Annotated in this window: 22 protein-coding genes; 19 read left to right on the top strand and 3 right to left on the bottom strand. The window is 40.9% G+C overall.

Translation table 11 applies throughout. The features are described 5' to 3' along the window. The first annotated feature begins 18 nt into the window (after nucleotides 1–18). The 5 genes from pheT (at nucleotide 19) to E4S40_RS13260 (ending at nucleotide 5,456) form a co-directional block, all read left to right on the top strand. Nucleotides 19–2,433, top strand: a complete 2,415-nt coding sequence (gene pheT, locus E4S40_RS13280) for a phenylalanine--tRNA ligase subunit beta (protein WP_135074995.1) — start codon at nucleotides 19–21, stop codon at nucleotides 2,431–2,433. A 3-nt stretch (nucleotides 2,434–2,436) separates the two neighbouring features. Beyond that, a complete protein-coding gene (locus tag E4S40_RS13275; protein WP_135074992.1) occupies nucleotides 2,437–2,721 on the top strand; it encodes a hypothetical protein in 285 nt (94 codons plus the stop codon). Next, entirely contained in the window at nucleotides 2,722–3,006 is a 285-nt protein-coding gene (locus E4S40_RS13270; RefSeq protein ID WP_135074989.1) for a cell division protein ZapA, read from the top strand. It begins immediately after the preceding gene. 69 nt (nucleotides 3,007–3,075) lie between these two features. Then, nucleotides 3,076–4,641, top strand: coding sequence for a ribonuclease Y (gene rny / locus E4S40_RS13265; RefSeq protein ID WP_135074986.1), 1,566 nt, complete (start codon nucleotides 3,076–3,078; stop codon nucleotides 4,639–4,641). Nucleotides 4,642–4,694: 53 nt separating this feature from the next. Continuing rightward, a complete protein-coding gene (locus E4S40_RS13260) occupies nucleotides 4,695–5,456 on the top strand; it encodes a zinc-dependent peptidase (protein ID WP_135074983.1) in 762 nt (253 codons plus the stop codon). Here E4S40_RS13260 and E4S40_RS13255 read toward each other — a convergent pair. Together E4S40_RS13255 and E4S40_RS13250 are read right to left on the bottom strand one after the other, a co-directional pair. Continuing rightward, complete coding sequence (locus E4S40_RS13255; protein WP_135074980.1) at nucleotides 5,442–6,830, bottom strand: tagaturonate reductase; 1,389 nt, start codon at nucleotides 6,828–6,830, stop codon at nucleotides 5,442–5,444. The genes E4S40_RS13260 and E4S40_RS13255 overlap by 15 nt on opposite strands. A 4-nt stretch (nucleotides 6,831–6,834) precedes the next feature. Next, nucleotides 6,835–8,475: a UxaA family hydrolase gene (locus E4S40_RS13250; protein WP_135074977.1), complete on the bottom strand. Its 1,641-nt coding sequence runs from the start codon at nucleotides 8,473–8,475 to the stop codon at nucleotides 6,835–6,837. 170 nt (nucleotides 8,476–8,645) lie between these two features. On the opposite strand from E4S40_RS13250, the gene E4S40_RS13245 reads away from it, so the two are divergent. From E4S40_RS13245 to E4S40_RS13235, 3 genes are read left to right on the top strand one after another with little or no spacing between them, the layout of a single operon-like run. Next, nucleotides 8,646–9,647 carry a TRAP transporter substrate-binding protein gene (locus E4S40_RS13245; RefSeq protein ID WP_135074974.1) on the top strand — a complete coding sequence of 334 codons (1,002 nt, stop codon included), beginning with the start codon at nucleotides 8,646–8,648 and terminating at the stop codon, nucleotides 9,645–9,647. Beyond that, complete coding sequence (locus E4S40_RS13240) at nucleotides 9,644–10,141, top strand: TRAP transporter small permease (protein ID WP_202615376.1); 498 nt, start codon at nucleotides 9,644–9,646, stop codon at nucleotides 10,139–10,141. The genes E4S40_RS13245 and E4S40_RS13240 overlap by 4 nt, the downstream gene beginning before the upstream one ends. A gap of 1 nt (nucleotide 10,142) precedes the next feature. After that, complete coding sequence (locus tag E4S40_RS13235) at nucleotides 10,143–11,438, top strand: TRAP transporter large permease (protein ID WP_135074971.1); 1,296 nt, start codon at nucleotides 10,143–10,145, stop codon at nucleotides 11,436–11,438. Nucleotides 11,439–11,477: 39 nt separating this feature from the next. On the opposite strand, the gene E4S40_RS13230 is transcribed toward E4S40_RS13235, so the two are convergent. Continuing rightward, complete coding sequence (locus E4S40_RS13230; protein WP_135074968.1) at nucleotides 11,478–12,311, bottom strand: sugar phosphate isomerase/epimerase family protein; 834 nt, start codon at nucleotides 12,309–12,311, stop codon at nucleotides 11,478–11,480. A 189-nt stretch (nucleotides 12,312–12,500) separates the two neighbouring features. Between E4S40_RS13230 and E4S40_RS13225 the strand changes: the two genes are divergently transcribed. The 11 genes from E4S40_RS13225 to E4S40_RS13175 all read left to right on the top strand — a co-directional run bounded on the left by E4S40_RS13225 (nucleotide 12,501) and on the right by E4S40_RS13175 (nucleotide 24,363). Next, nucleotides 12,501–13,541, top strand: a complete 1,041-nt coding sequence (locus tag E4S40_RS13225; RefSeq protein ID WP_135074965.1) for an NHL repeat-containing protein — start codon at nucleotides 12,501–12,503, stop codon at nucleotides 13,539–13,541. A gap of 27 nt (nucleotides 13,542–13,568) precedes the next feature. Beyond that, entirely contained in the window at nucleotides 13,569–13,949 is a 381-nt protein-coding gene (locus E4S40_RS13220; RefSeq protein WP_135074962.1) for a VOC family protein, read from the top strand. A 1,067-nt stretch (nucleotides 13,950–15,016) separates the two neighbouring features. Beyond that, entirely contained in the window at nucleotides 15,017–16,720 is a 1,704-nt protein-coding gene (locus E4S40_RS13215) for a GMC oxidoreductase (protein ID WP_135074959.1), read from the top strand. A gap of 19 nt (nucleotides 16,721–16,739) precedes the next feature. Further along, a complete protein-coding gene (locus E4S40_RS13210; RefSeq protein WP_135074956.1) occupies nucleotides 16,740–17,606 on the top strand; it encodes a sugar phosphate isomerase/epimerase family protein in 867 nt (288 codons plus the stop codon). Between the two features lie 340 nt (nucleotides 17,607–17,946). Then, on the top strand, nucleotides 17,947–18,756 hold the full coding sequence (locus E4S40_RS13205; RefSeq protein WP_135074953.1) for a MotA/TolQ/ExbB proton channel family protein: 810 nt from the start codon (nucleotides 17,947–17,949) through the stop codon (nucleotides 18,754–18,756). 60 nt (nucleotides 18,757–18,816) lie between these two features. Next, nucleotides 18,817–19,146, top strand: a complete 330-nt coding sequence (locus E4S40_RS13200; protein ID WP_135074950.1) for a hypothetical protein — start codon at nucleotides 18,817–18,819, stop codon at nucleotides 19,144–19,146. Nucleotides 19,147–19,148: 2 nt separating this feature from the next. Beyond that, nucleotides 19,149–19,781 (top strand): ExbD/TolR family protein, encoded by a 633-nt coding sequence (locus tag E4S40_RS13195; protein WP_135074947.1) that lies wholly within the window; start codon nucleotides 19,149–19,151, stop codon nucleotides 19,779–19,781. A 1-nt stretch (nucleotide 19,782) separates the two neighbouring features. Next, nucleotides 19,783–20,247 carry an ExbD/TolR family protein gene (locus E4S40_RS13190; protein ID WP_135074944.1) on the top strand — a complete coding sequence of 155 codons (465 nt, stop codon included), beginning with the start codon at nucleotides 19,783–19,785 and terminating at the stop codon, nucleotides 20,245–20,247. Nucleotides 20,248–20,306: 59 nt separating this feature from the next. Next, complete coding sequence (locus E4S40_RS13185; protein WP_135074941.1) at nucleotides 20,307–21,620, top strand: MFS transporter; 1,314 nt, start codon at nucleotides 20,307–20,309, stop codon at nucleotides 21,618–21,620. A gap of 4 nt (nucleotides 21,621–21,624) precedes the next feature. Further along, nucleotides 21,625–23,094 (top strand): NAD(P)H-hydrate dehydratase, encoded by a 1,470-nt coding sequence (locus tag E4S40_RS13180; RefSeq protein WP_135074938.1) that lies wholly within the window; start codon nucleotides 21,625–21,627, stop codon nucleotides 23,092–23,094. An 81-nt stretch (nucleotides 23,095–23,175) separates the two neighbouring features. Beyond that, the gene (locus E4S40_RS13175) at nucleotides 23,176–24,363 is read left to right on the top strand and encodes an MFS transporter (protein ID WP_135074935.1); all 1,188 of its coding nucleotides are present in this window, start codon (nucleotides 23,176–23,178) and stop codon (nucleotides 24,361–24,363) included. Nucleotides 24,364–24,419: the final 56 nt, after the last annotated feature.

The raw sequence follows: 24,419 nt of genomic DNA, 5'->3' as shown, positions 1-24,419 counted from the left end.
CACTCAATTTCAGATTTTATGAAAATTTCAATCAATCGATTAAAAAAATACATTGCACTTACTGAGTCCCCAGAGGAAATAGGCAGTCTACTCACCCAATCAGGATTGGAAGTGGAAGGGATTGAGGAATTTATTTCTATTCCCGGAGGCTTGGAAGGAATTGTAATTGGGGAGGTTTTGACTTGTGAAAAACACCCTGATGCGGATAAACTAAGTATTACCACTGTAGATATTGGTTCAGATACTCCTTCACATATCGTTTGTGGTGCTCCCAATGTGGCAGCAGGGCAAAAAGTTTTGGTAGCCACCGTAGGCTCGACACTATATCCAACCGAAGGAGAGTCCTTTACCATTAAGAAAGCCAAAATTAGGGGTCAGGTATCCGAGGGAATGATCTGTGCTGAGGATGAGTTGGGGCTGGGAAGCAGCCATGATGGTATTATGGTTTTAGATGCCGATTTGCCTAATGGAACTCCAGCTACAGAGCTATTTCCTGTAACAAAGGATTATGTTTTAGAAATTGGTCTTACTCCTAACCGAGCAGATGCTGCTTCTCATTTAGGTGTAGCCCGAGATTTGAAAGCCTTGCTAGGAAGGGAATTGTGCATCAATCAGGAACCTGAAATTCAAGTTGAAACATCCGGTCCGGCAATTTCTGTGACCGTGGAGGATTCTAAGGATTGCCCTCGTTATGCTGGCATTACAATTACCAATTTGAAAGTTGGTCCATCTCCTAAATGGCTTCAGGACTTCTTGAAGTCTTTGGATATGGAGCCCATCAATAACGTAGTGGACATTACGAATTTCATTTTGCATGACTTGGGTCAGCCGTTGCATGCCTTTGACGCCGATAAGATTGCCGGAGGAAAGGTAATCGTCAAAAAACTCTCAAAAGACAGTCCATTTGTGACTTTGGATGAAAAAGAGCGAAAGCTGTCCGGAGAAGAGTTGATGATTTGCGACCCGAATGGTGGGATGTGTATTGCGGGGATTTTTGGAGGAATTGGCTCTGGTGTGACAGAGCAAACAACCTCTATTTTCTTGGAATCAGCCTACTTCGCCCCGGATGTGATTCGTAAAGGTGCTCAATTTCATGGATTGAAGACGGATGCTTCCTTCCGATTTGAGAGAGGAACTGATCCAAATATGCCTGTTTATGCTTTGAAGCAGGCAGTGAAATTATTGCAGGAAATTGCTGGCGGAAAAGTTTGCTCTGAAATCATCGACATCTACCCTGAGCCTGTTGCTGACTTTGAAGTGCTGGTGGAGTATGGACATATCAATAGATTGATTGGGAAGAAAATCGATCCTGCTCAAGTGAAATCAATTCTGGAAGGGCTTGATATTCAGGTAAAAAATGAAACTGATAAGGGGTTCACAGCAATCGTAAAACCTTATCGAGTGGATGTAACTCGAGAGGCGGATATCATTGAGGAGATTTTGAGGATTTATGGTTTTCAGCAAGTGGAACTTTCTGAGAATCTGAAAACCGATTACCTCGCAGAGCATCCGGTCAAGGATCTCAATAAGCTTCAATACCGACTTTCAGAAATCTTGGGTTCCCAAGGCTATCATGAGATAATCACCAATAGCTTGACGAAGCCACTTTATTCTGAAAAATCCGGGTTCTTGGATCCATCCTTAAATGTTGAAATTTACAACAAGTTGAGTGAGGATTTGGGTGTGATGCGTCAGAGCTTGCTTTTCAGCGGATTGGAAGTTTTGGCTCATAACATCAACCGACGTCAGACGGATTTGAAATTATTTGAGTTTGGAACGGTTTACCAAAAAACCGAAGAAGGTTACCAAGAGGGAAGACGATTGGCAATTTTTCACTCCGGAAATCGTTCTGCTGAAAGTTGGATTGAATCTTCCAAGCCTTTCGGTTTTGCAGATTTGTATTCCACAGTAGAGAAGGTATTGGAAAAGTTAAACCTTGAAGTTAGCGAAGTGCAGATGGTGGAAAGCGCGCCCTTTAATTATGGTCTTCGACTAATGCTTGGCCAAAAGGAATTGGGTACGCTAGGTCTTGTTGATGATTCCTTGCTGAAACTTGCCGAAGTAAGACAAGAAGTTTGGTTTGCGGATTTGAATTGGGATTTGCTTTGCAAGAAGGCTTCAGGCTTGAAGAAATACCAGGAAATCTCCAAGTTTCCCGAGGTAAGAAGGGACTTGTCTTTGGTTTTGGATAAATCCATCAGCTATGATCAAGTGAAGCAAGTGGCCTTGAAGGCAGGAGGGAAACTTCTTCAGCGTATTGGTGTGTTTGATGTTTATCAAGGAGATAAAATCGAAGCCGGAAAGAAAGCTTATGCTTTGAGTTTCCACTTACAGGATCAGGAAAAAACCCTGACCGACAAGGTAATTGATAAAACAATGCATAAATTAATGGAGGCTTTCCAAAATGAAGTAGGGGCCGTCATTAGAAGTTAAAAAATGATTCACGAAGAACTGCAAAAACTGGAAAAATTGGCGAGACAGGCAAGTCTAAAGCTGGCTGAAATGTCTGATGAAAACCGTCAATTGAAAGATAAATTGGCGCAAATGGAAGCTGATTTGGACCAGAAAGAGCAGGCGATTGAGGATTTTAAAAATAAAATTAAAATTAGTAACATTGTGGATAACCGTACGGTGAATCCGGAGGATTCGGCCGAAATGAGTGAATTAATCAATAATTATATACAACAGATTGATCAACTGATCACCTATTTATCTGAATAAATGGAGACTCTTGCTATACGCATCAAAATCGGTGACCGGGAATATCCTATGCGGGTAAAAGCGGAAGATGAAGCCAAAATTCGGCATGCGGGCAAGTTGATAAATGAGAAGCTGAGGAAATATAAATCGGAATTTGGACTTGATGATAATCAGGATTTACTGGCAATGGTAGCCTTTGACTGCATGGTGGAGTCATTGGAAACCAATGAGGTAAATACAGAAGATAGTGAGCATATCAGAGCCAGTTTAGCCCAAATCAATTCCTTGCTTTCCCAAGCGTTATAATTGTTGAATTCCCACTGATTTACCGAATTTTTAGGATTCCCGACAGGTCAAATAAATACCAAAATACCTATGGGAGAAGTGTTATATATCATCCTGGCCGGCCTGGTAGGTCTTGGCGCAGGTGCAGCGCTAGCGAGCGTTTTGATAAAAAATAAGCATCAAAAATTAGAGGAGGAGACCAAAGAAAAGGTCAAGTCCATGTTGCGGGAGGCAGAGATTTCTGCAGAGTCTATCAAGAAGGATAAAATCCTAGAAGCCAAAGAGAAGTACTTGAAGCTCAAAGCTGAGTTTGATGAGGAAGTATCGCACAAGAAAAACATCATCATCACCAATGAAAACAAACTGAAGCAGCGTGAGCAACAGCTATCCAAGGAACTGGAGCAAGTAAAGCGAAAAGAAGCTGAATTGGATAGTAAGAAGGAAAATCTGGATGCTCAACTTCATGCTGTAAAAGTGAAAAAGGATGAGCTCGATCGGGTGACCAATCAGCGAATTGCAGATCTTGAAAAAATTGCCGGATTGACTCGTGAAGAAGCACGGGATCAATTGGTGCAGATGCTTACTGACGAGGCGCAAAGTAAAGCATCTTCCCGTATCAAAGACATTTTGGATGAGGCAAAACTATCTGCCACCAAACAAGCCAAGAAGATTGTTTTGGATACCATTCAGCGCACAGCTACTGAGCATGCCATCGAAAACTGTGTCTCTGTTTTCAATATAGAAAGCGATGATATCAAAGGTAAAATCATCGGTAGGGAAGGTAGAAATATCCGAGCTTTGGAAGCTGCGACTGGGGTTGAGATTATCGTTGACGATACGCCTGAAGCGATCATTATCTCAGGCTTTGATCCTGTAAGAAGAGAGATCGCTCGATTATCTCTTCACCGCTTGGTTCAGGATGGTCGAATTCACCCTGCTCGAATTGAGGAGGTGGTTGCGAAAACCGAAAAGAATATTGAAGAGGAGATTGTTGAAATCGGTGAGCGAACCTGTATCGATTTGGGAGTTCATGGATTACACCCTGAATTGATCAAGATGGTGGGCCGAATGAGATTCCGATCTTCTTATGGTCAGAACTTGCTTCAGCACTCTAAAGAAACAGCGAAGTTGGCGGCTATCATGGCTGCAGAAATGGGCCTTAATGCCAAGCTTGCCAAGCGTGCAGGATTGCTGCATGACATTGGGAAGGTATGGCATGAAGAGCAGGAACTTCCGCATGCTATTCTAGGAATGGAATTGGCCAAGCGATACAAGGAGCACCCTGAAGTTTGCAATGCTATTGGAGCGCACCACGATGAAATTGAGATGACTTCAATGATTTCACCAATCGTTCAAGCCTCCGATGCTATATCTGGTTCAAGACCAGGAGCACGTCGCGAAATCATGGATAGCTACATCAAGCGCCTTAAAGAGCTAGAAGAATTGGCACTTGGCTTTGATGGGGTAAATAAGTGTTTTGCGATGCAGGCAGGTCGTGAATTACGCGTCTTGGTAGATGCTGAAAATGTAGATGATCAAACTGCAAGCAAGCTTTCCTTCGACATTTCACAGAAAATTGAGAAGGAAATGCAGTATCCAGGTCAAATAAAAATCACAGTAATTCGTGAAATGCGAGCCGTGAATTACGCACGATAAAAAATAGATTAGAAAGGTAGTTGGAATAACAGCTACCTTTTTTTTATTTGTTTATGTTTTTTATTGAATTACTAAGTTTTGTCTCTGAAAGTATTTGGAGAATTTGGCGAGCAATTTTTCATCACCGCCTAAATAAGGAAGAAGTTGAAGTTTTAAATAAATACTTCCCATATTATTCCCAACTCAGATTAACCCACCAGAAAGAATTCAAACAAAGACTTGAATACCTTTTAACTGATAAAAAGTTTGTCGCTCGAGGTAATCTCCTAGAAATTACTTCCGAGATGAAAGTGCTGATTGGTGCGACGATTGTTCAAGTCACCTTTGGCTATCCCAATGTTCAGCTTCGGCATTTCAAGAAGATTCTGGTTTATCCTGATACTTATTTCTCCAATATTTCTAAAGCATATCATCGTGGAGAAGTTAATCCCCGCTTGGGAATTATCGTCCTTTCCTGGTCTTGTTTTGCAAGAGGTCTGGCAGATTATGAAGACGGTGTGAATTTGGGTATTCATGAAGTAGCACATGCTTTGAAGCTGGAGAATCAGATCCGCTACAATGGGGAAAGCGATTTTTTTCATCCGGTTATTTGGACGGAATATCAAGAGTTAGCAGACGAGGAGCAGAAGCTTATCAGAACAGGGATAGATTACTTTTTTCGTGAAAGAGGAGGGGAGGACTCTCATGAATTCTTCGCGGTGGCATTGGAAAACTTTTTCGAACGGTCAGAATTGTTCAAAGCTAGAAAGCCTGAGTTATATCGAGCCTTGGTTCGATTACTTCAGCAGGATCCTATCACCTTAAAATCTGTCTAGTTTCTGCTTTAATTTTTCCAAAGATTGGGTCAGATGAGATTTCAAACTTGGATAGGAGTTTAAATCTTCACCCCACAGTTCTGTGTTTCCCAAAACTTCTTCAATGACTTTATTTTCGTCCGGATTTTTCCAAGCCTGTTTAAAAAAATCTGTGACTGATGCAAGATCATTTAGGGGAAGAGAAGTCCCTTTGAATTCACCTTTATAGAAAATGAAGGTGGCTGCAAAAGCCTCACAAAGCTTTTTCGGCCAGTTTCCGCATTTTTGATGAAAAGCTAGAATAGAGGGAAGGACCCGAACCTTGAATTTTGATATGCTATTCAGAGCGATAGATTGAAGTTCATGTCGGATGAATGGATTGGCAAAGCGTTCCAAGATTTCATTAGCATAAGTCTCTAATTCATCTTTATCCCCATCGAGAGTTGGAATGACTTCTTCGAATAAGACAGCCTTTAGCCAATTTTCTATTTCGGGATTTTCCAAACATTCCCTAACCGTTCTGAAACCTTGAAGAAAGGCAAAAGGGACTAAAGCCGTATGCGCTCCGTTTAGAATTCGGACTTTTCGAGTTCGGTAGGGAGTCAGGTCTTTTACGAATTTGACATTCAAGCCTGCTATATCCAATGGGAAAATCTTCTGTAACCAGTCTGGACCTTGGATAGCCCAAAAATGGAAGGGTTCCGCCATGACTAGTAGCTCATCTGGAAAATGAAGTTGAGGCTGAATTTCAGAATAATTTTCTTTTGGGAAACCCGGGACAATTCGATCCACCAAAGTATCGCAGAAAGTACAGGCCTGATCCAACCATAAAGAAAAATCCTCTTCTAATTTCCAGATTTTCGCATACCATTGGATGCATTTTTTTAATTCCTGACCATTCTTTTCGATGAGTTCGCAGGGTAAAAAGATTAATCCTTTTTCATGATTTCCATCAAAATGCAGATATCGTCGCCAAAGCAGTTGGGTCAGTTTCCCCGGAAATGTAGTTGGAATATTTTCAAAATTCTCATCCTCAGGATTAGTTACAATTCCCGCTTCTGTAGTGTTTGAAATGACAAATTTTAAATGAGGATTTTCGGCAATTTTTAAAAAACTCTGAAAGTCTTCTTTTACACAGGAATACGCGGCGATACAATTTATTTCCTTGAGCCGGCTGACCTTTCTCCCATTTTCAATCCCAGCTTCCCAAACATGAAAGCGGTTGTTTTGTTGCTGCATCCTAGGATCGGCTTGTTTGGAGTGAATTTGTACACTGTGGATTTTTCCATTGAAAACACCTTTTTCATCAGCCACTTGAATCATCCAATCCACGAAACCACGGAGGAAATTCCCGTTTCCAATTTGGAGTATTTCTATAGGCTCACTTGAATTCATTTGATTAGAGAGAAACACCCCGCTTCCAAGGAATAAAGTCATCCTGTCCTAAATCCATTGCTTTCGTGGGTTTTTTTCCGCTTGCAACCTGTATGATTTCTTCCAGTAATTCTTTCCCCATTTCCTCTATTGTCTTTTCTCCTGAAATAATGGCTCCGGCATCAAAATCAATAATATCAGGCATTCGTCTAGCTAATTGATTGTTACTTGAAACTTTGATCACAGGTGTAATGGGGTTTCCTGTTGGGGTGCCAAGTCCAGTGGTAAAGAGAATGATAGTACAGCCTGAACCTGCCATAGCGGTTGTGCTTTCCACATCATTTCCGGGAGTACAAAGAAGAGTCAGTCCGGATTTTTTTACATACTCTCCATAATCGAGTACATCAGCGACGGGAGAAGTACCACCTTTTTTTGCAGCACCACAGGATTTGATTGCATCCGTGATTAGGCCATCTTTTATATTGCCAGGGGAAGGATTCATATCGAATCCCGAACCGACTTTTTCTGCTGCATAAGCATAAGCTCGCATCAACTCTGTGAATCGATCGGCGGTTTGGTCATCCACGCAGCGGTCTATTAGATTTTGTTCTACGCCACAAAGTTCAGGGAATTCTGAGAGTACGGCTTTTCCACCCAAACTCACCACCAAATCTGAAACATGGCCTAGAACCGGATTTGCTGAAATACCGGAAAAACCATCCGAACCCCCGCATTCCAAGCCAATACATAGTTTGCTAAGAGGAGCAGGTTTTCTCTGGATTTTATTGGCAGCAACCAATCCCCAAAATGTTTTTTCAATTGCCTTCGCTAAAAGCTCGGATTCCGTTCCCTCTTTTTGCTGCTCAAAGACATGCAAAGGCTTATCAAAATCAGGATTGAATTGGTAAAGTTTTTCTTTCAAAATATCCGCTTGGGCATGTTGACATCCCAAACTCAAGACCGTGGCACCTGCCACATTGGGATTGTGGATATATCCGGCCAACAAAGCGCAAAGGGCTTCCGCATCTTGCCGGGTTCCCCCACATCCTCCTTGATGGGATAAAAATTTGATCCCATCTACATTTGGAAATAATTGCCGATTAGTAGAATTTGAAAAAGTCTCCAATTTGGTCTCGGACTCTTTTTTACCACTTTGAAATTCATTAACAAGCCCTTTAACCAAGCTTTTGAAAGGGTTGGGTTTAGCGTAACCTAATTCTTCTAAAAATGCATTTCGGATCACCTCTACATTTCTATTCTCACAAAACACCAATGGAATGACCAGCCAATAATTGGCAGTCCCAACTTGCCCGTCAGATCGATGAAACCCATCAAAAGTTCTGTTTTCAAATCGATCGGTTTGTGGAGGATTCCAGGTATACTTTATATTTCTTCTTCCGTATTGGGCACTATCATGTTTGATGTTTTCAGTTGTTAGGAGCCCCCCTTTTGGAATGGATGCTGTTACTTTTCCCACCAAAACCCCATACATGATTACCGATTCCCCTGGTTTCAGGTCCTGCAAAGCAAATTTGTGTTTTGCCGGAATATCATCTTGGAGCACAACCTTTTCCTTTTCAGTTTCAATTGAATCTCCTTTATATAAATCTTGGAGAGCAACTTGTACATTGTCTAAAGGATCAATCTGCAAACTTCTGATTTTCATTTTGGGCTTTGTTGGGGTAAAATGACAAAGCAAGATAGAAGGCTTTTGAGAAAAATAAAGTATGGTGGAATTAGACAATCCTTTGGAGGATTATTTGAGATGGGAGCCAATCGCAATACGATCATATAATTCTACTGCCAATAGTCTTTTAAAAAGTGTATTATTGTTTGATGAGTAAAATTCGATTAATGCAGGCGAGAAAGGCATTTTGGATTCTTTTGTTTTCAATTGCGATTGCAGTTTCCTGCAGCGGTCCTTCTGATGTGCGAGTTATCAAAATGGGACATGCTTTGGTTACTTCCCATCCTGTGCATGAGGCAATGCTTTTCTTGGCAAAGCGTGTGGAGGAAAAGTCAGGAGGAAAATTGAAAATCAAGGTTTACCCAAATCAACAATTGGGTACAGAAAGGGAATTGGTAGAACTTCTTCAAATCGGGAGCTTGGGAATGACCAAGGTTTCTTCGGCAGCTTTGGAAGGCTTTGCTCCAATGATGCAGGTGTTAGGAGTTCCTTTTTTATTTAGAGATGATGAGCATTTAACCAAAGTTCTTCGAGGAGAGATTGGTAAAAAACTCCTTTTGGATGGTGAAAAATATTGGTTGCGTGGACTTTGTTATTATGATGCTGGAAAGCGGAGTTTTTATTCTAAGGAAAAGCCAATTGAAAGCCCAGAAGATCTTAAAGGTTTGAAGGTCCGAGTAATGGAATCCAATATGGCAACCAATATGGTTCGAGCCATGGGAGGTTCTCCTACGCCAGTCGCCTATGGAGAATTGTACACAGCCCTTCAGCAAGGGATTGTGGATGGTGCCGAAAACAATCCACCAAGTCTTTACACATCCAAGCATTATGAAGTTTGCGGCTATTATTCTTTGGATGAGCACACAGCGCTTCCAGATGTGGTGATCGTCAGTACCAAAGTTTGGAATAGTTTGAGCCCTCAGGAGCAGGAATGGCTTCAGGAGGCGGCAGATGAGTCTGCAGATTACCAATATGAACTTTGGGCTGCTTCTACAAAAAAATCCCTAGAAGAATTGGAAAAGGCCGGTGTGGTTATTTCCTATCCTGACAAAGAGCCTTTCAGGAAGGCAGTAAGCGCTGTTTATGAATCCTTAAAAACTGAGCAGCCGGAAATCTATGAAATCATCCAAGAAATTCAGGAAATCCAATGAGTCAATTGTTTTCATTAAAAAGGAAAAGTCAAATTGATCGAGTTATAGCTACAGCATTGGTTGGGTTGATGGCTTTAATGGTAATCAATGTCACATGGCAGGTAGTTTCTCGTTATGTCTTTCAAAATCCAAGTTCGTTTACTGATGAACTTGCACGATACATGTTGATTTGGGTTGGAATGCTTGGAGCAGCTTATGTGGCTGGGAAGGATCAGCATTTAGCGATTGATATTGTTTTGAGTAAAATGAACAGTACACAAATTCGAGGAACAAGAATTCTGATTCATCTTTTCGTATTGCTATTCGCTTTGGTAGCCATGGTTATTGGTGGAAGTAATTTAGTATATATCACCTTTACTTTGGGGCAAACTTCCGCTGCATTGAAAATTCCGCTAGCCTATGTGTATGCCATTATTCCTATTAGTGGGCTTTTGGTGATTTACTATCAAGCAATGGCTATTTTCTTTTTGAAATCATCCCAACCAAGCACTTGATATGGAGACTTTAAGCATTTTGGTTTTGGTTATTTCATTCTTGTTCTTTTTGGGAATAGGAGTGCCTGTGGCTTGGAGCTTGGGACTTTCAAGTTTGTTGACACTATTAGTAACAGTTTCAGCACTACCTGCGGCTACTACCATAGCACAGCGAATGGGAACAGGATTGGACAGTTTTTCACTACTTGCTATTCCCTTTTTCATTTTAGCTGGGGAACTGATGAATAGGGGAGGAATAGCAAATCGGTTGATCGAATTTGCAAAGGCCCTTACAGGAAGATTACCGGGAGGCTTGCTTCATGTGAATGTAATCGCGGCCATGTTAATGGGAGCAATCGCAGGTTCGGCAGTAGCAGCAGCTTCTTCCATGGGAGGGATTTTGGGAAAAAGAATGGAGAAGGAAGGATATCCAAAGGAATTAGGGGCGGCTGTGAATATTACTTCTTCTACTACTGGTCTGATTATCCCGCCTTCCAATGTGTTGATTGTCTATTCTTTAGCCTCAGGAGGAGTTTCAGTAGCAGCTTTATTTGTAGCGGGGTATGTGCCCGGACTTTTAGTGGGATTGATGTTGATGATTACAGCGGCGGTTTTGGTGAAGATCAAGAAATTACCTTCGGGTGAGTCTTCTTCCTTTAGACATTTGCTTTCAACTTTTTGGAAGGCAATTCCTAGTTTATTCTTACTTATTGTAGTGATTGGAGGGATTGTAGCAGGTGTATTTACTGCCACAGAAGCTTCTGCCATTGCGGTGTTGTATGCTTTGGGGCTTTCTTTGATTTATAGGGAATTGAAAGTTTCTCAGCTTCCATCAGTTTTGCTGAAGTCAGCAGAAACAACGGCTGTTGTTATGTTGCTGATTGCTACTTCTATGGCGATGTCTTGGGTGATGTCGGCAGAAGAAATCCCTCAACAAATAGCAAATTCCCTGCTGTCACTGAGTGATAATATCGTGGTCATCTTAATCATGATCAATCTGATTCTATTGTTTGTTGGGGTTTTTATGGATATGACTCCTGCTGTATTGATCTTCACTCCGATTTTTCTCCCGGTAGTGACAAAGCTCGGAGTGGATCCTGTTCATTTTGGAATTATGATGGTGTTGAATCTTTGTATAGGTCTTTGTACACCTCCTGTAGGTTCTATCTTATTTATAGGAGTGGGTGTAGCGCAAACCAGTATTCAAAAAGTTCTCAAGCCATTACTTCCTTTCTTTTTTGCGATGATATTGGCTTTGATTCTAATTATGCTTTTTCCGCAAATAAGTCTCTGGCTACCCGAATTATTTGGTGTTTAAAAAAAGGAGGGTTTTCGAAAAACCCTCCTTTTTTTGTTTTTAGTCTTGCCCCATGACTTTTTTAATAAATGCCACCGAAAGTGGGATTTGCTCAACTGATCGACTGCTTTCATCTTCAATCACTAAGTAAGTCGTACCCTGCTTTTGGGCTTCTTTGATGATTTTCTCAATTCCCACATCGCCTGTTCCCAAGACGACATTTGTTTCTACATCTCCATGTCCATCATTGGAGTTTGGTGTTCCTATTTTTCTGTCCTTTAAGTGAAGCATGGGAAATTTTCCTTTGTGCTTTTTCATGATTTTCAAAGGGTCACCTCCTCCCATTTTCACCCAATACACGTCCATATTGAATGCGAAATTTTCAGCATTTTCAAGCATCCAATCCATCACCACTCCTTTTCCTTCAGGTGAAAATTCATAGCCATGCGGATGATACAAGAGTGTGATTCCTTCTTTTTGAAAATCTTTTCCCACTTCATTGAAAAGTGCTGTGGCGACTTTGATCTCATCCAAAGAAATCGGGCCTTCTTGATGAGGAATCCAATAACAGGTAGCGTACTTGACGCCTTGTTTTTTGGCTTCTTCTATAATAGGAGCCGGATCTCGGAGCAATTGATTATAATCAGCGCCAACACCGACGATTCGTAATCTGTTTTCGGTAAATAGCCGCTCATATTCAACTTCCGATAAACCGTATAGCCCACCTCCCTCGATGGCATGGATTCCCCAATCGGCGATCATTTCATAATACTTGACAGGATCTTCTGGTAATTGGTTTCGAAGGGAATAGGTTTGGATGGCGATTTCCTGAGCAAAGGTTACCTGCATTAGGAGAAAAAGGAATAAGGATAGGATTAGGTTTTTGGGTCTCATAGCTAATTTTTCTTATAAGTTATTGATTCTTACCAATTCTTAAAAACCTGGCCTTTTCGACCATTATTAAATTGCCTATGGTTTTAATAGCCCTATAAAAAATGAAATCTGGCTTTTTGAAATTGAGTAATCTATCTTCCTCAGTTTCCATTTAAATTCCATTTCACTTAACTTGAAAGAAACTACACTATGAATTCGCGAAGGAATTTTATTCAAAAGACCTCTCTTTTTGGATTAGCTATGAGCCTAAAACCTGATTTTTCATTGTTTGCTGCCCAAGACAAGATTCTAGGTCATGGGGATTTTCGCTATAAGTTGGATATGAATTGGGGGAGTCTGGATCCTGATAAGTATCCCGTCGTGAATTGCCATGAAATGGTCATGGACCGAAAAGGGAGGATGATTCTATTGACGGATGAACCTCGAAATAATGTGATCATTTATGATCAAAGTGGGAAGCTTCTGGGCACTTGGACTTTGGGATTGAAAGCGGCTCATGGTTTGACTTTGGTGGATGAAGGCGATGAAGAATACCTGTGGATTGTAGATAATGGGGGACGTGTAGTGAAAACCAATTTGAATGGAACCATTGTGACTGAAATCAAAAATCCTCTTCAGGAAGGCATCTATCAGGAAGGAATGCGTTGGACTCCTACCGAGACAGCTGTTTCTCCAAATGGGGATTTATATATCGCAGATGGTTATGGTTCCCAATATTTCCTGCACTATGATTCAAAAGGAAATTTTATAAGAAAATTCGGTGGGGATGGTCATGGAGATGCTCAATTTAAAACAGCACATGGTATCGCTGTTGATCAAAGAGGGGGAGCAAAGCCCACCTTGATTTGCACATCGAGAGGGCATAATTCCTTTAAGCGGTTTAGCATGGACGGCGAATATTTGGAAACGATTTTTCTTCCTGGAGCTTTTGTTTGCCGACCCGTAATTCATGGTGAAAATCTTTACGCCGGTGTATGTTGGTCCCGGTTGAAGTATTTGGAGCAAATGGATAATTCAGGTTTTGTTACAATTCTGGACAAGGATAATAAAGTTGTTTCAAATCCAGGAGGAACAGCACCGGAATACCGAGACGGCGAACTTCAATTAATGGTGCAGTCCGAACCAGTATTTAAGCATTGCCATGATGTATGTATAGATCAGGATGAAAATATTTATGTCTGCCAGTGGAATGCCGGGAAAACATATCCGATTAAACTGATACGAGTTTAGATTCCTTTTTCACCAAATCATCATGTCATGAGATCTGTAAAAATTACTTGGTTTGAAATTCCTGTGGAGGATATGATCAGGGCCATTAAATTTTATGAAAAAGTATTTGAATGTCAGTTGGATTTTCAGGATCTCGGTGATTTCAAGATGGCCTTGTTTCCAGTTGAAGAAGGAAGTGAGGGAGCTTCCGGTAGCCTTGTTTATCACCAAGAATTTTATACTCCAAGTTCCAATAGGGGAGTTTTAATCTACTTTTTTACGGAAGACTGTGGTCAGGAATTGAAGCGAGTGGAGGAGGCAGGTGGGAAGGTAATGATTCCCAAGCGACAAATTAGTCCCGAAATGGGCTTTATGGGTGTTTTCTTGGATTCAGAAGGGAATAGGATTGGAATTCGATCCAAAGCTTAGGAACTAGGTTAGCTTTTTTAATCGAGTTGATTTTTTCTCTCTTTAGGTTTCGTTTTTGTTAATTTTTATTGATCAAGGGAAAAAGTGATCCTGTTCAAAAATAATTTTTTCAAGTTGAGAGGCAGAATCAGTCTAAAATTGTGTCCAAGTTTCTCTCATTTGGCTGTGAAAAATGTGATTTTTCTGACGGATATCAGTTAATTTTTGCAATTGTGGATAAGTGATTAAAATTTTGTTCATAAACTGTTAAAATCAATCATATTTTGTATTGATAAATTGTGGGAAAATAAAATTTTAAATAGTTGGATTCTAATGAAATCTTGCCCAAATTTGATATTACCAAGTGAGAGATAAATGGTCGGAAAACGTTCCGGATCTTGGTTTGAAAGTTTGGGATCAGGCACAAAGGGGGATTTATCAATAGATAAATTTCTGAAACGGACTACCGCAGAAGTGCTGTCACGATGAGTTGAGTTTGAGAAAAATCTTCGGATTGACTCAAATTTCTGTCGCTGCTACTGACTGATGATTCAGTCGAGCTTCTTGTCGGTCTTTGATCGATAACGTTGCGAGCATGGCAGATTTATCAGCGTACAGAGAAGCTTCGGCTTCAATGTCATCAGGCACGAAGGAGTGATTTCGAAAGGAAGAACTTGAAACGGGTTACCGCAGAAGTGTCATAAGATCCACCCATTCGAAAACCGAAAGGTTTTCCTAGGCTTCAGGTGTGAAGGGCAGAGTTTTTCGAAACAAAGCTGAGACGGGCAACCGCAGAAACACGACATGATGATCTAGTTGGGAATACTCTTCGGAGTAGCTTCAGATTAAAGATTTCCTACTGCTTCGCAGATGGAGCCACGAACTGTAGCTTGGCGCAGTTTAACAATTACGGTTGTTGGATTGTGGAACGGGAAGTAATCGAAAGGTTGCTTCCCGTTTTTGTTTTTGGTGATTGATAGTATCATTTTTTGCTTCAAAGTATTTTTCTACCTTTTATATCCATTTAACTGGAATATTTCACCGGTTTTATATTGCTTTTGCCATATTTCATTTCAACAAAATAGAAAATGTCTAATCTCAATCTGAAAGCCCAAGCCCAAAACACCTATGATGCAATTGTTATCGGATCGGGAGCTAGTGGAGGCTGGGCGGCCAAAGAACTCTGTGAAAATGGTTTAAAAACCTTGGTGCTTGAAAGAGGACGCATGGTTCGGCATATTGAGGATTATCCCACCGCATCCAAGGCTCCTTGGGAGTTTGAATTTCGTGGAACTGTCCCAATCGAAAAGCGTTCGGGTATCGGTGCTGCTAGATGGGGAAGGGAAGAAACCATGCATTGGGCTTTAGCGGAAGATGAGCAACCTTACATTGAGGAAAAGCCTTTCCGATGGTTTAGAGGATACCATGTGGGAGGAAAATCCCTGCTTTGGGCGAGGGGGACACAGCGTTGGTCTGATTTTGATTTGGAAGGTCCGGCTCGGGATGGGTATGCAGTAGATTGGCCAATTCGTTATAAAGATTTGGAACCTTGGTACAAGCATGTTGAGACCTTTGTTGGGTTTTGTGGCTCCAAGGATGGCTTGGATGTTCTGCCTGATCAGATTGTCCAACCGGGTTTTGAGTTGAGCTGCGTAGAAAAGTATTACAGTGAGCAGCTTAAGAAGATTTATGGGGATCGTTATTTGATACAGGGAAGATGCGCCCATTTGACTGATCCGCAGGAAATTCATAGGAAGCAAGGAAGGAATAAATGTCAGCATCAAAATATGTGTAATCGAGGCTGTATTTATGGAGGATATTTTTCTGCTAATGCGGCCACTTTGCCTTGGGCTGAAAAAACGGGAAATCTGACTATTCGACCAGATTCGGTTGTGGAGTCCATTATCTATGATGAAGAAAAAGGGAGGGCAATCGGAGTACGAATAATTGATCGGCTGACCAAAGAAGCAATGGAGTTTTATTCCAAGATCATTTTTGTTAATGCTTCTACTATAAACACCAATGCGATTTTGCTAAACTCCAAATCCTCAAGATTCCCCAATGGTCTAGGAAACGATAATGGCTTGATGGGGAAATTTATGGCTTGTCATAATTACCGAGGAAAAGGTTATGCAACCTTCGAGGGATTTTTGGACCAAGCTACCGAAGGAAGACATCCAGGTCATGCCTATGTACCGAGATTTAGAAATGTTTATAAACAAGAGACTGATTTTCTTAGGGGATATGCCATTGGGATGTCAGGAAGTAGAAGAATTGATTCTGATACTTCCGGGATCGGACACGAACTAAGAGACAATCTTCTCAATAGAAAATATGGAGTATGGGGAATGGCAGCTTGGATGCAAGGAGAAGTAGTTCCCATCGAATCCAATCACATACGGCTTAGCGAAACCGAGACCGATAAATATGGGATTCCTAAAATCGTCATGTCTGTGGAATGGACAGAAAATGATGATAAAATGACGGAGGATTTCCTTCAGCAGCAATATGAAATGTATGAACGCATGGGATTCACCAATATTGATGTGAGTGACTCGGGAGCGCCTCCGGGATCAGACATCCATGAAATGGGTGGAGTCCGTATGGGCAAGGATCCAAAAACCTCTCTCTTAAATAAGCATAACCAATTACATGCTTGCCCAAATGTATTTGTGACTGACGGAGCTTGTATGACGAGTACAAGTACACAAAATCCTACCTTGATGTTTATGACCTTGACAGCAAGAGCTGCAAATTTTGCTGTGGAGGAATTAAAAAAGATGAACTTATAACACCAAAATAACCCTACTTATGAAGAATTACTGGATGCTAATTCCAATCCTATTTCTTTTTGTTTTCCAACCTTCTAATTCGAACGCACAGCAAAAAGGAGACCCGATGTTTCAAGTTCCTCTTGGAATAGCTTCCTATACCTTCCGAAACCATTGGGAGAATGGCGTTGAGGAGACGCTTGATATTATTCAAAGCTTAGGGTTTACAGAATTTGAAGGCGGAGCTCCTGCGGGTGTAAGTCCTGAAGATTTTAAGCAAATGTGCGCTGAAAGGGGGATTTCGATTCCTTCGACAGGAACTGGCTTTGATCAATTGGAAAAAGATCCTATGGCAGTAGCTGATCGGGCAAAAGCCTTGGGAGCTAGTTATGTTATGTGCGCCTGGATTCCACATAAGGTAGGACAATTCTCAAAGGCAGATGCTGACAGAGCCATTCAGGTTTTTAATCAAGCGGGAAAAGTTCTGAAAGAAAATGGGATAGTCTTCAAATATCACGTTCATGGTTATGAATTCCAGCCTTATGAGGATGCGACTTTATTGGAATATTTAATTGAAAACACCGATCCTAATGTTGTCAAGTTGCAAATGGATGTAATGTGGACTCATTTTGGGGGAGGTGATCCTGCAGCTTTGCTTCAAAAGTATGGGGATCGATGGGTTTCCTTGCATTTGAAGGATTTTAAAAAGGGAGCTCCTAAAAATTTGACTGGATTGACTGGTCCTGAGAATGATGTTCCATTGGGGGAAGGAGAATTGGATTTTCCAGGCATTTTAAAAGAAGCGAATCGAATTGGCATCAAACATATGTTTATCGAGGATGAGAGTGAGCATGAGTTAGAGGCCCTGCCAAAAAGCATAGCTTATTTGAAAAGTTTGAGATATTAATCGATTCTATTTTTCTTTCTTTTTGGATGATTTTAAGAGTGTTTATCAGAAAAGAAAGAAATGAAATACTGTTGCAAAGAATCTTAAAAGAAATTCTTTTTGATTTCGGAAAAAAATCCGAACCTTAGGGGCGAGTTAAGAAAGAGTGAGGTTCGATTAGATATAAGGAAAACCTTCCGTTCATGTAAAAATTGCCTAATTCAAGGCTTAAAAGCTGAATTTTTCCAAAAAATCTAAAAGAACCCATTGTTTTTTGAAGTCAAAAAATGATAACTTTAAAACTCGATTTTAATTTAGAAACCATTTAACCTTTATCAAAAGTCTATTTAAAATTCACATTATGAGAAAGTTAATCGCTTTGTTCATGCTGGCAGGTATCTTGTTTGCACCTGTTTTCGCTAACGCACAAGAAGCAGAAGCCGATAGTGCGGCTCAAGAAGAAACAACACCAGTAGCAGAGGAGCCTGCTGCATCTCCTATGATCGTCGATGACGAAATTGTAGCAGAGGAGCAAAGCTTCCACCAGGTGGTAAAAGAGAAGTTCATCGAAGGTGACCCTGTCTTCATGACTCCGGTATTGATCTGTTTGATCCTAGGTCTTGCCGTAGCTTTGGAAAGAATCATCACCTTGAATCTTTCCACCACCAATACCAAGAAGCTTCTAGCTAAAGTTGAGGACGCATTGTCTTCCGGAGGTGTAGAAGCTGCTAAAGACGTAACAAAAAGCACTAAAGGACCTGTTGCTTCCATCTTTACGCAAGGTTTGATGAGATACTCTGAGGGTATCGAAATGGTAGAGAAGTCTATCATCGCTTATGGATCCGTTGAAATGGGCCGATTGGAAAAAGGTCTTGTTTGGATCTCCCTATTCATCTCTCTTGCTCCAATGCTTGGTTTCATGGGTACGGTAATCGGTATGATCGGTGCATTCGACTCCATCGAAGCAGCTGGTGATATCTCTCCATCCCTTGTAGCAGGTGGTATTAAGATCGCCCTTTTGACTACCGTAGCAGGTTTGATTGTTGCGATCATCCTTCAGTTGTTCTACAACTACTGTGTGGCTAAAATCGATTCTTTGGTAAATGACATGGAAGATGCTTCTATCTCTTTGGTAGACATCCTTGTGAAGCACAAGTTGACTGGTAAGTAATTCCCAGTTATTCCGAGTACCAAATAATTTAATTAGTCAAACTCCAAAGAAGAAACAATTATGGATACTTATGACATTTTCCTATACGTTGGATATGGTCTAGTCATCTTCGGTGCTTTCTTCGCGATTGTTATGCCTTTAATCAAGTCATTGGACAATCCGAAATCTTTGCTGAAGACTGTCGTGGGGATCATTGCCATCGCTGTGTTGTTCTTCATTGCCTATTCAGTATCAAGCAATGAGGTACTTCCAAAATTCGAAGCAGAACCCTTTAACTTGACTCCTACAGGTTCACAATTTGTGGGAGGTATGTTGATCACCACCTACGTTTTAGCAATCGTTGCTCTTGTAGGTATTGTATTTACTGAATTGAATAAAGCTATTAAGTAATTATGGCTAAAAGTAAAAGCAGAATGAGTCAGGAAGTTAACGCAGGATCCATGGCGGATATCGCCTTCCTGTTGTTGATTTTCTTTCTCGTGACGACAACGATCGCTTCGGACAAGGGTATTTTGAACGTCCTTCCTCCGAAGTTGGATCCGAATAATCCCCCACCAGAAATCGACAAGAATGAGCGAAACATCTTTACCATTTTGGTAAACGCTAATGACGATTTGCTAGTAGAGGGTGAGTATCGTGAAAATGCTGATGGATTGGACGAAGAAATCAAGCTATTTGTCTTGAATTTCGGTGCACCTGATGAGGATGCACAGGCTTTGTTCAACTCTCTTCCTGCATCGTTGCGAGCTCAGGCTAAAAGAGATCCTGAATCATCTGACCACCCTGGTGAAGCGGTAGTTTCCATCAAGACAAACCGTGGTACTTCTTATGAAAAATTCTTGGAAGTTTTCGATTTGGCTAAAAAAGCATACTTCGATATCTATGCGGAGCGTGTTAATCTTGATACGGATGAATACCGAACGCTAACGGGTAAAGATGAAGCCGAAGAGGCATTGATCGATAAAGGAAAAGAAGGAATCCCAATGGCGATTTCTATTGCAGAACCTGATAAAATCGGTAGTTGATATGGCAAAGTTTAAGAAAAAGACGAAAACCTCGGAAAGTATCCCTACCTCAGCTCTTCCTGACATTATCTTCATGCTGTTGTTCTTCTTCATGGTGACGACAGTATTGAGAGAGCAGGAGATCTTGGTAGAGCAGAAAATTCCGCAAGCTACCCAGCTTCAGAAATTGCAAAAGAAAACCCTTATTTCTTACATCTATATCGGTAAGCCTAAAAACACAGCGCTTTATGGATCTGAGCCTAGAGTTCAGGCAAATGATGCGTTGATGAATACAACTGATATCGTTCAGTGGGTTAACCGTGAGCGTGATGCTTTACCTGAAGCAGATCGTGGAATGATCACCATCTCTATGAAGGTGGATAAAGATGTGAAAATGGGACCTATCTCTGATGTGCAAACTGAATTAAGAGAGGCTGACGCTCGACGTGTGCTATATGCATCTGTCGGAAAGGTAGTTCGCAATTAATTCCCAATAATCTTTATATTGAAAGCTACTTCTTCGGAAGTAGCTTTTTTTGTTTCGCTATGTCTGTAATCACCACCAATAGAAAAAAGCTCCAAAATGCTTGGGCTATGTACGATTGGGCCAACTCGGTCTATAGTCTCGTTATAACTTCCACGATCTTCCCCGTCTATTATAATTCAGTGACAAAAGGAATTGATGGTTCGGAGATTGTTTCTTTTTTCGGATATGAGATTATCAATACAGTCTTATACTCTTATTCTATTTCTTTCTCCTTTTTGATTATTGCTTTGGTTTCTCCTTTGTTATCAGGGATTGCTGATTCAAGTGGGAAAAAGCTGGAATTCATGAAATTCTTCGCCTACCTAGGCTCTATAGCCTGTATTGGGCTTTTCTTTTTTGAAGGTGAAAATCTAGAGTGGGGGATTCTTTGTAGTGTAACAGCCAGCGTTGGATATGCTGGAAGTATCGTGTTTTACAATGCTTTCTTGCCTGAAATATCTAAAGAAGATGAATATGACTTGCTCAGTGCCAAAGGTTTCGCACTAGGGTATATTGGAAGTGTGATATTATTGGTTTTAAACTTGGCAATGATTCAGATGCCGGGTGTTTTTGGAATTCCGGAAGGAGGTATGGCAGCTAGATTATCCTTTTTAATTACAGGTATTTGGTGGGCAGGATTTTCACAGATTCCTTTCCGCGTTTTACCCAAAAACCCATACAATAAAAAGCTCAAAAGAGAATTGCTATTTCACGGCTATCAGGAAATTCGTAAGGTATTTGCACAATTAAGAACCATGCCCGTGATGAATAAATTTTTGGCTTCTTTTTTCTTTTATTCCATGGGTGTACAAACAGTCATGTATCTGGCAGCGACATTTGGAGATAAGGAATTGGGTCTTCCTGGAGCTCAATTAATCATGACTATTTTGATTATCCAATTTGTGGCCATCATTGGGAGTTACCTTTTTGCTTTTATTTCAAAACGATTTGGCAACAAAACCAGCTTGGTAATTATGGTTCTAATTTGGACCTTAATCTGTGGTGCTGCTTATTATGTCTACAATGTGTATGAGTTTTTTGCTTTGGCTTTCGTGGTGGGATTAGTAATGGGGGGAATTCAATCGCTTTCCCGATCTACATTTTCAAAATTGATTCCTGAAACCACCACGGACCATGCTAGTTTCTTTAGTTTTTATGATGTCACTGAAAAAATCGCCATTGTACTCGGAACTTTCTCCTATGGAATAATAGAGCAATTGACTGGGAGCATGCGGAATTCTGCCCTTTCCTTGGGTATATTCTTCTTAGTTGGCTTAGGCTTCCTTCTGTTAGTTAGCATTCCGAAAAAGGATTTATCCATCAAAGCAGCTTGAAAAAATGATTCGCATTTTACAAGGGGAATCGGTCAAAAAACTGGATCAACTTCATGTGGAACGAAGTGGGGAATCAGGCTATGATTTGATGGAGCGAGCTGCTCGAGGTTTTTGTAATTGGTTTTTGGTAAAAGGGTTTGAAAGGGCCAAAGACGTCTTTGTATATGCGGGGGCAGGAAATAATGGAGGAGACGGATTGGCAATTGCTAGACTTTTGTCCGAAAAAGGTTGGAAAGTCAATGTAATTGCCTGTTTTGATGAAAATTCAAGCCTGAGTCCTGACGCAGAAACCAACCTTGAAAAACTCCCAAAAGAGGTCAGTTTGATCAATTGGAAAGTTTTTTCCACTTCAAAGGATGGGATTTTCATCGATTCTTATTTGGGAGTGGGTTTGAAAGGAGATCTACGAGATGAGGCACGCGATTTAATTCAGAAGTTCAATTCCTTTTCTGGAATCAAAATAGCCGTAGATATTCCAAGTGGACTTCAGGCCGAAGGGGTTGGAAGTTTAGATGTGGTAAAAGCCGATTATACGATCACATTTGCCTTTCCGAAGCTAGCTCTTTTGCTTCCTGAGAATGCAAGTTTTGTTGGAGAACTGGAAGTGGTGGATATTGGGATCAATGAATCGCTCTATCAGGAGTTTGATTCTGATTATTTTTTTATTCAACAAAAGGACGTGCTTCCTTTACATCGAAAATTTAATCGTTTTTCTCACAAAGGTGATTTTGGTAAAATATTACTGGTAGGGGGAAGTCCTGGAAAAATGGGAGCGATGATAATGGCTTCGAAGAGCGCTCTTCGAACCGGTGCCGGATTGGTTAGTGCGCATATCGAAGAGTCTGAAAGAGAGATCATCCAAACAGCCGTTCCGGAAGCTATGGCTTCTTGGGGATTGGTTGCCAATCCGGAATATTATGATGCAATTGGAATAGGTCCGGGCTGGGGAATAGAGCAGCGGAAACTCTTACTCGAATCCTTATTTAAGAATTTCCAAAAACCCATGGTTTTGGATGCAGATGCACTGAACGTGTTGGCTCGAAATCCAGAATTATTGGAAAAAATCCCATCTAATTCCATTTTGACTCCGCATATCGGTGAGTTTGAACGCTTGGTAGGGAGGGCAGAAAATCATCTTGACCGAATAAAACAAGCAAAAGAATTCTCTCAAAAATATCGAATCATCTTAGTGCTCAAGGGTGCAAATACGCTCATTTCATTGCCCGATGGTCGACAATTATTCAATAGTTCGGGCTCTCCCTTTATGGCAACAGGCGGTTCGGGAGACGCCTTGACTGGAATGTTGACAGCATATTTGGGAATGGGGTATTCACCGGAAAATGCAGCCATTTGTGGAGTATTTCATCATGGTTTGGCAGGACAATTAGCGGGAGAATTGAATAAACGTGGGACCATAGCTACGGATATTATTGAAAAGATTCCTGAAACATATCGCGTTTTAGGAATTGAATAATTGATTCTATCGGTCGAAAAATAAAGGAGAAACACAGTAAACTATACTCATGAAAATGAGGTTTTGGGCTAAAGTATTTTTATGAATAAGGAAAAGTTACTGCTTTGGACTTTGGCGGCGATCAATTTCATCCATATCGTGGATTTTATGATCCTGATGCCACTTGGCCCACAGTTAATGCGGATTTTTGAAATTTCACCTAGTGAGTTTGGGCTATTGGTTTCTTCCTACACCTTTAGCGCAGGAGTTTCGAGTTTCTTTGGAGCCTTTTTTTTGGATCGGTTTGACCGAAAGCAAATTCTCCTTTGGGTTTATGTGGGATTTACCATCGCTACCTTAGGCTGTGCACTATCACCCAGCTATTTCATATTATTAATGGCACGAATCCTATCGGGACTTTTTGGGGGATTGACCTCTGCTTTGATTTTAGCAATTATTGGAGATGTAATTCCCGATGTCAGAAGGGGAAGAGCAATGGGTTTGGTAATGGCCGCATTTTCTGTTGCCTCGGTTTTAGGGGTTCCTTTGGGTTTGTTTTTGGCAGGTTTATCCGATTGGCATACCCCATTCTTCATATTGACAGCACTTTCCTTTATCAGCCTGGGAATGATTTTCAAATTTATTCCAAGCATCTCAGGTCATTTGGAGCAAGAACTTCAGCGCCCACATCCTATGGTGGTGGTACGCCGAGTGACTAGTAACCCCAATCAAATGCGTGCAATCACCCTTTCAGTGATGATGATGTTTGGTCAGTTTATGATCATTCCTTTTTTGAGTCCATACACGGTAGCTAATGTGGGATTTACGGAGTTACAGCTGACATACATTTACATGGCAGGAGGTGCTTTTACTATCTTCACTTCTCCTTGGGTGGGTAAAATGTCCGACAAATATGGGAAGCTTCGGATTTTCACCATTTTTATGACGTTGAATGTAATTCCGATTGCAATCATCACGCATTTGGGTGTCACTCCAATTCCGTTTGTTTTAATGGTTTCTACCATGTTTTTTGTGACTTCCAATGGACGATATGTCCCAGCTGCAGCAATCATTACTGGGACTGCAAAACCTGAAAATAGAGGGAGCTTTTTGAGTTTTAATTCTGCTATTCAACAATTGGCAACAGGTCTCGCTTCTCTCATTGCTGGGATGATTATCGGGGAAAATGCTGCTGGTCAATTAACGAATTATAATATAGTTGGCTATTTGGCAATTGGGTTTAGTCTTCTTTGTATTCCTTTGGCAAGAAGGGTGAAGGTGGTAAGTTGATCCTTTTTTACTTTTGATTTAGGAGAATTTTCGGGAAATTAATCAGTTCGCAATCA

The organism is Algoriphagus kandeliae (genome assembly GCF_004571135.1).
Taxonomy (GTDB): domain Bacteria; phylum Bacteroidota; class Bacteroidia; order Cytophagales; family Cyclobacteriaceae; genus Algoriphagus; species Algoriphagus kandeliae.
Note: the sequence above shows the minus strand (reverse complement) of the source record. Positions and strands in the feature narration are given on the sequence as shown.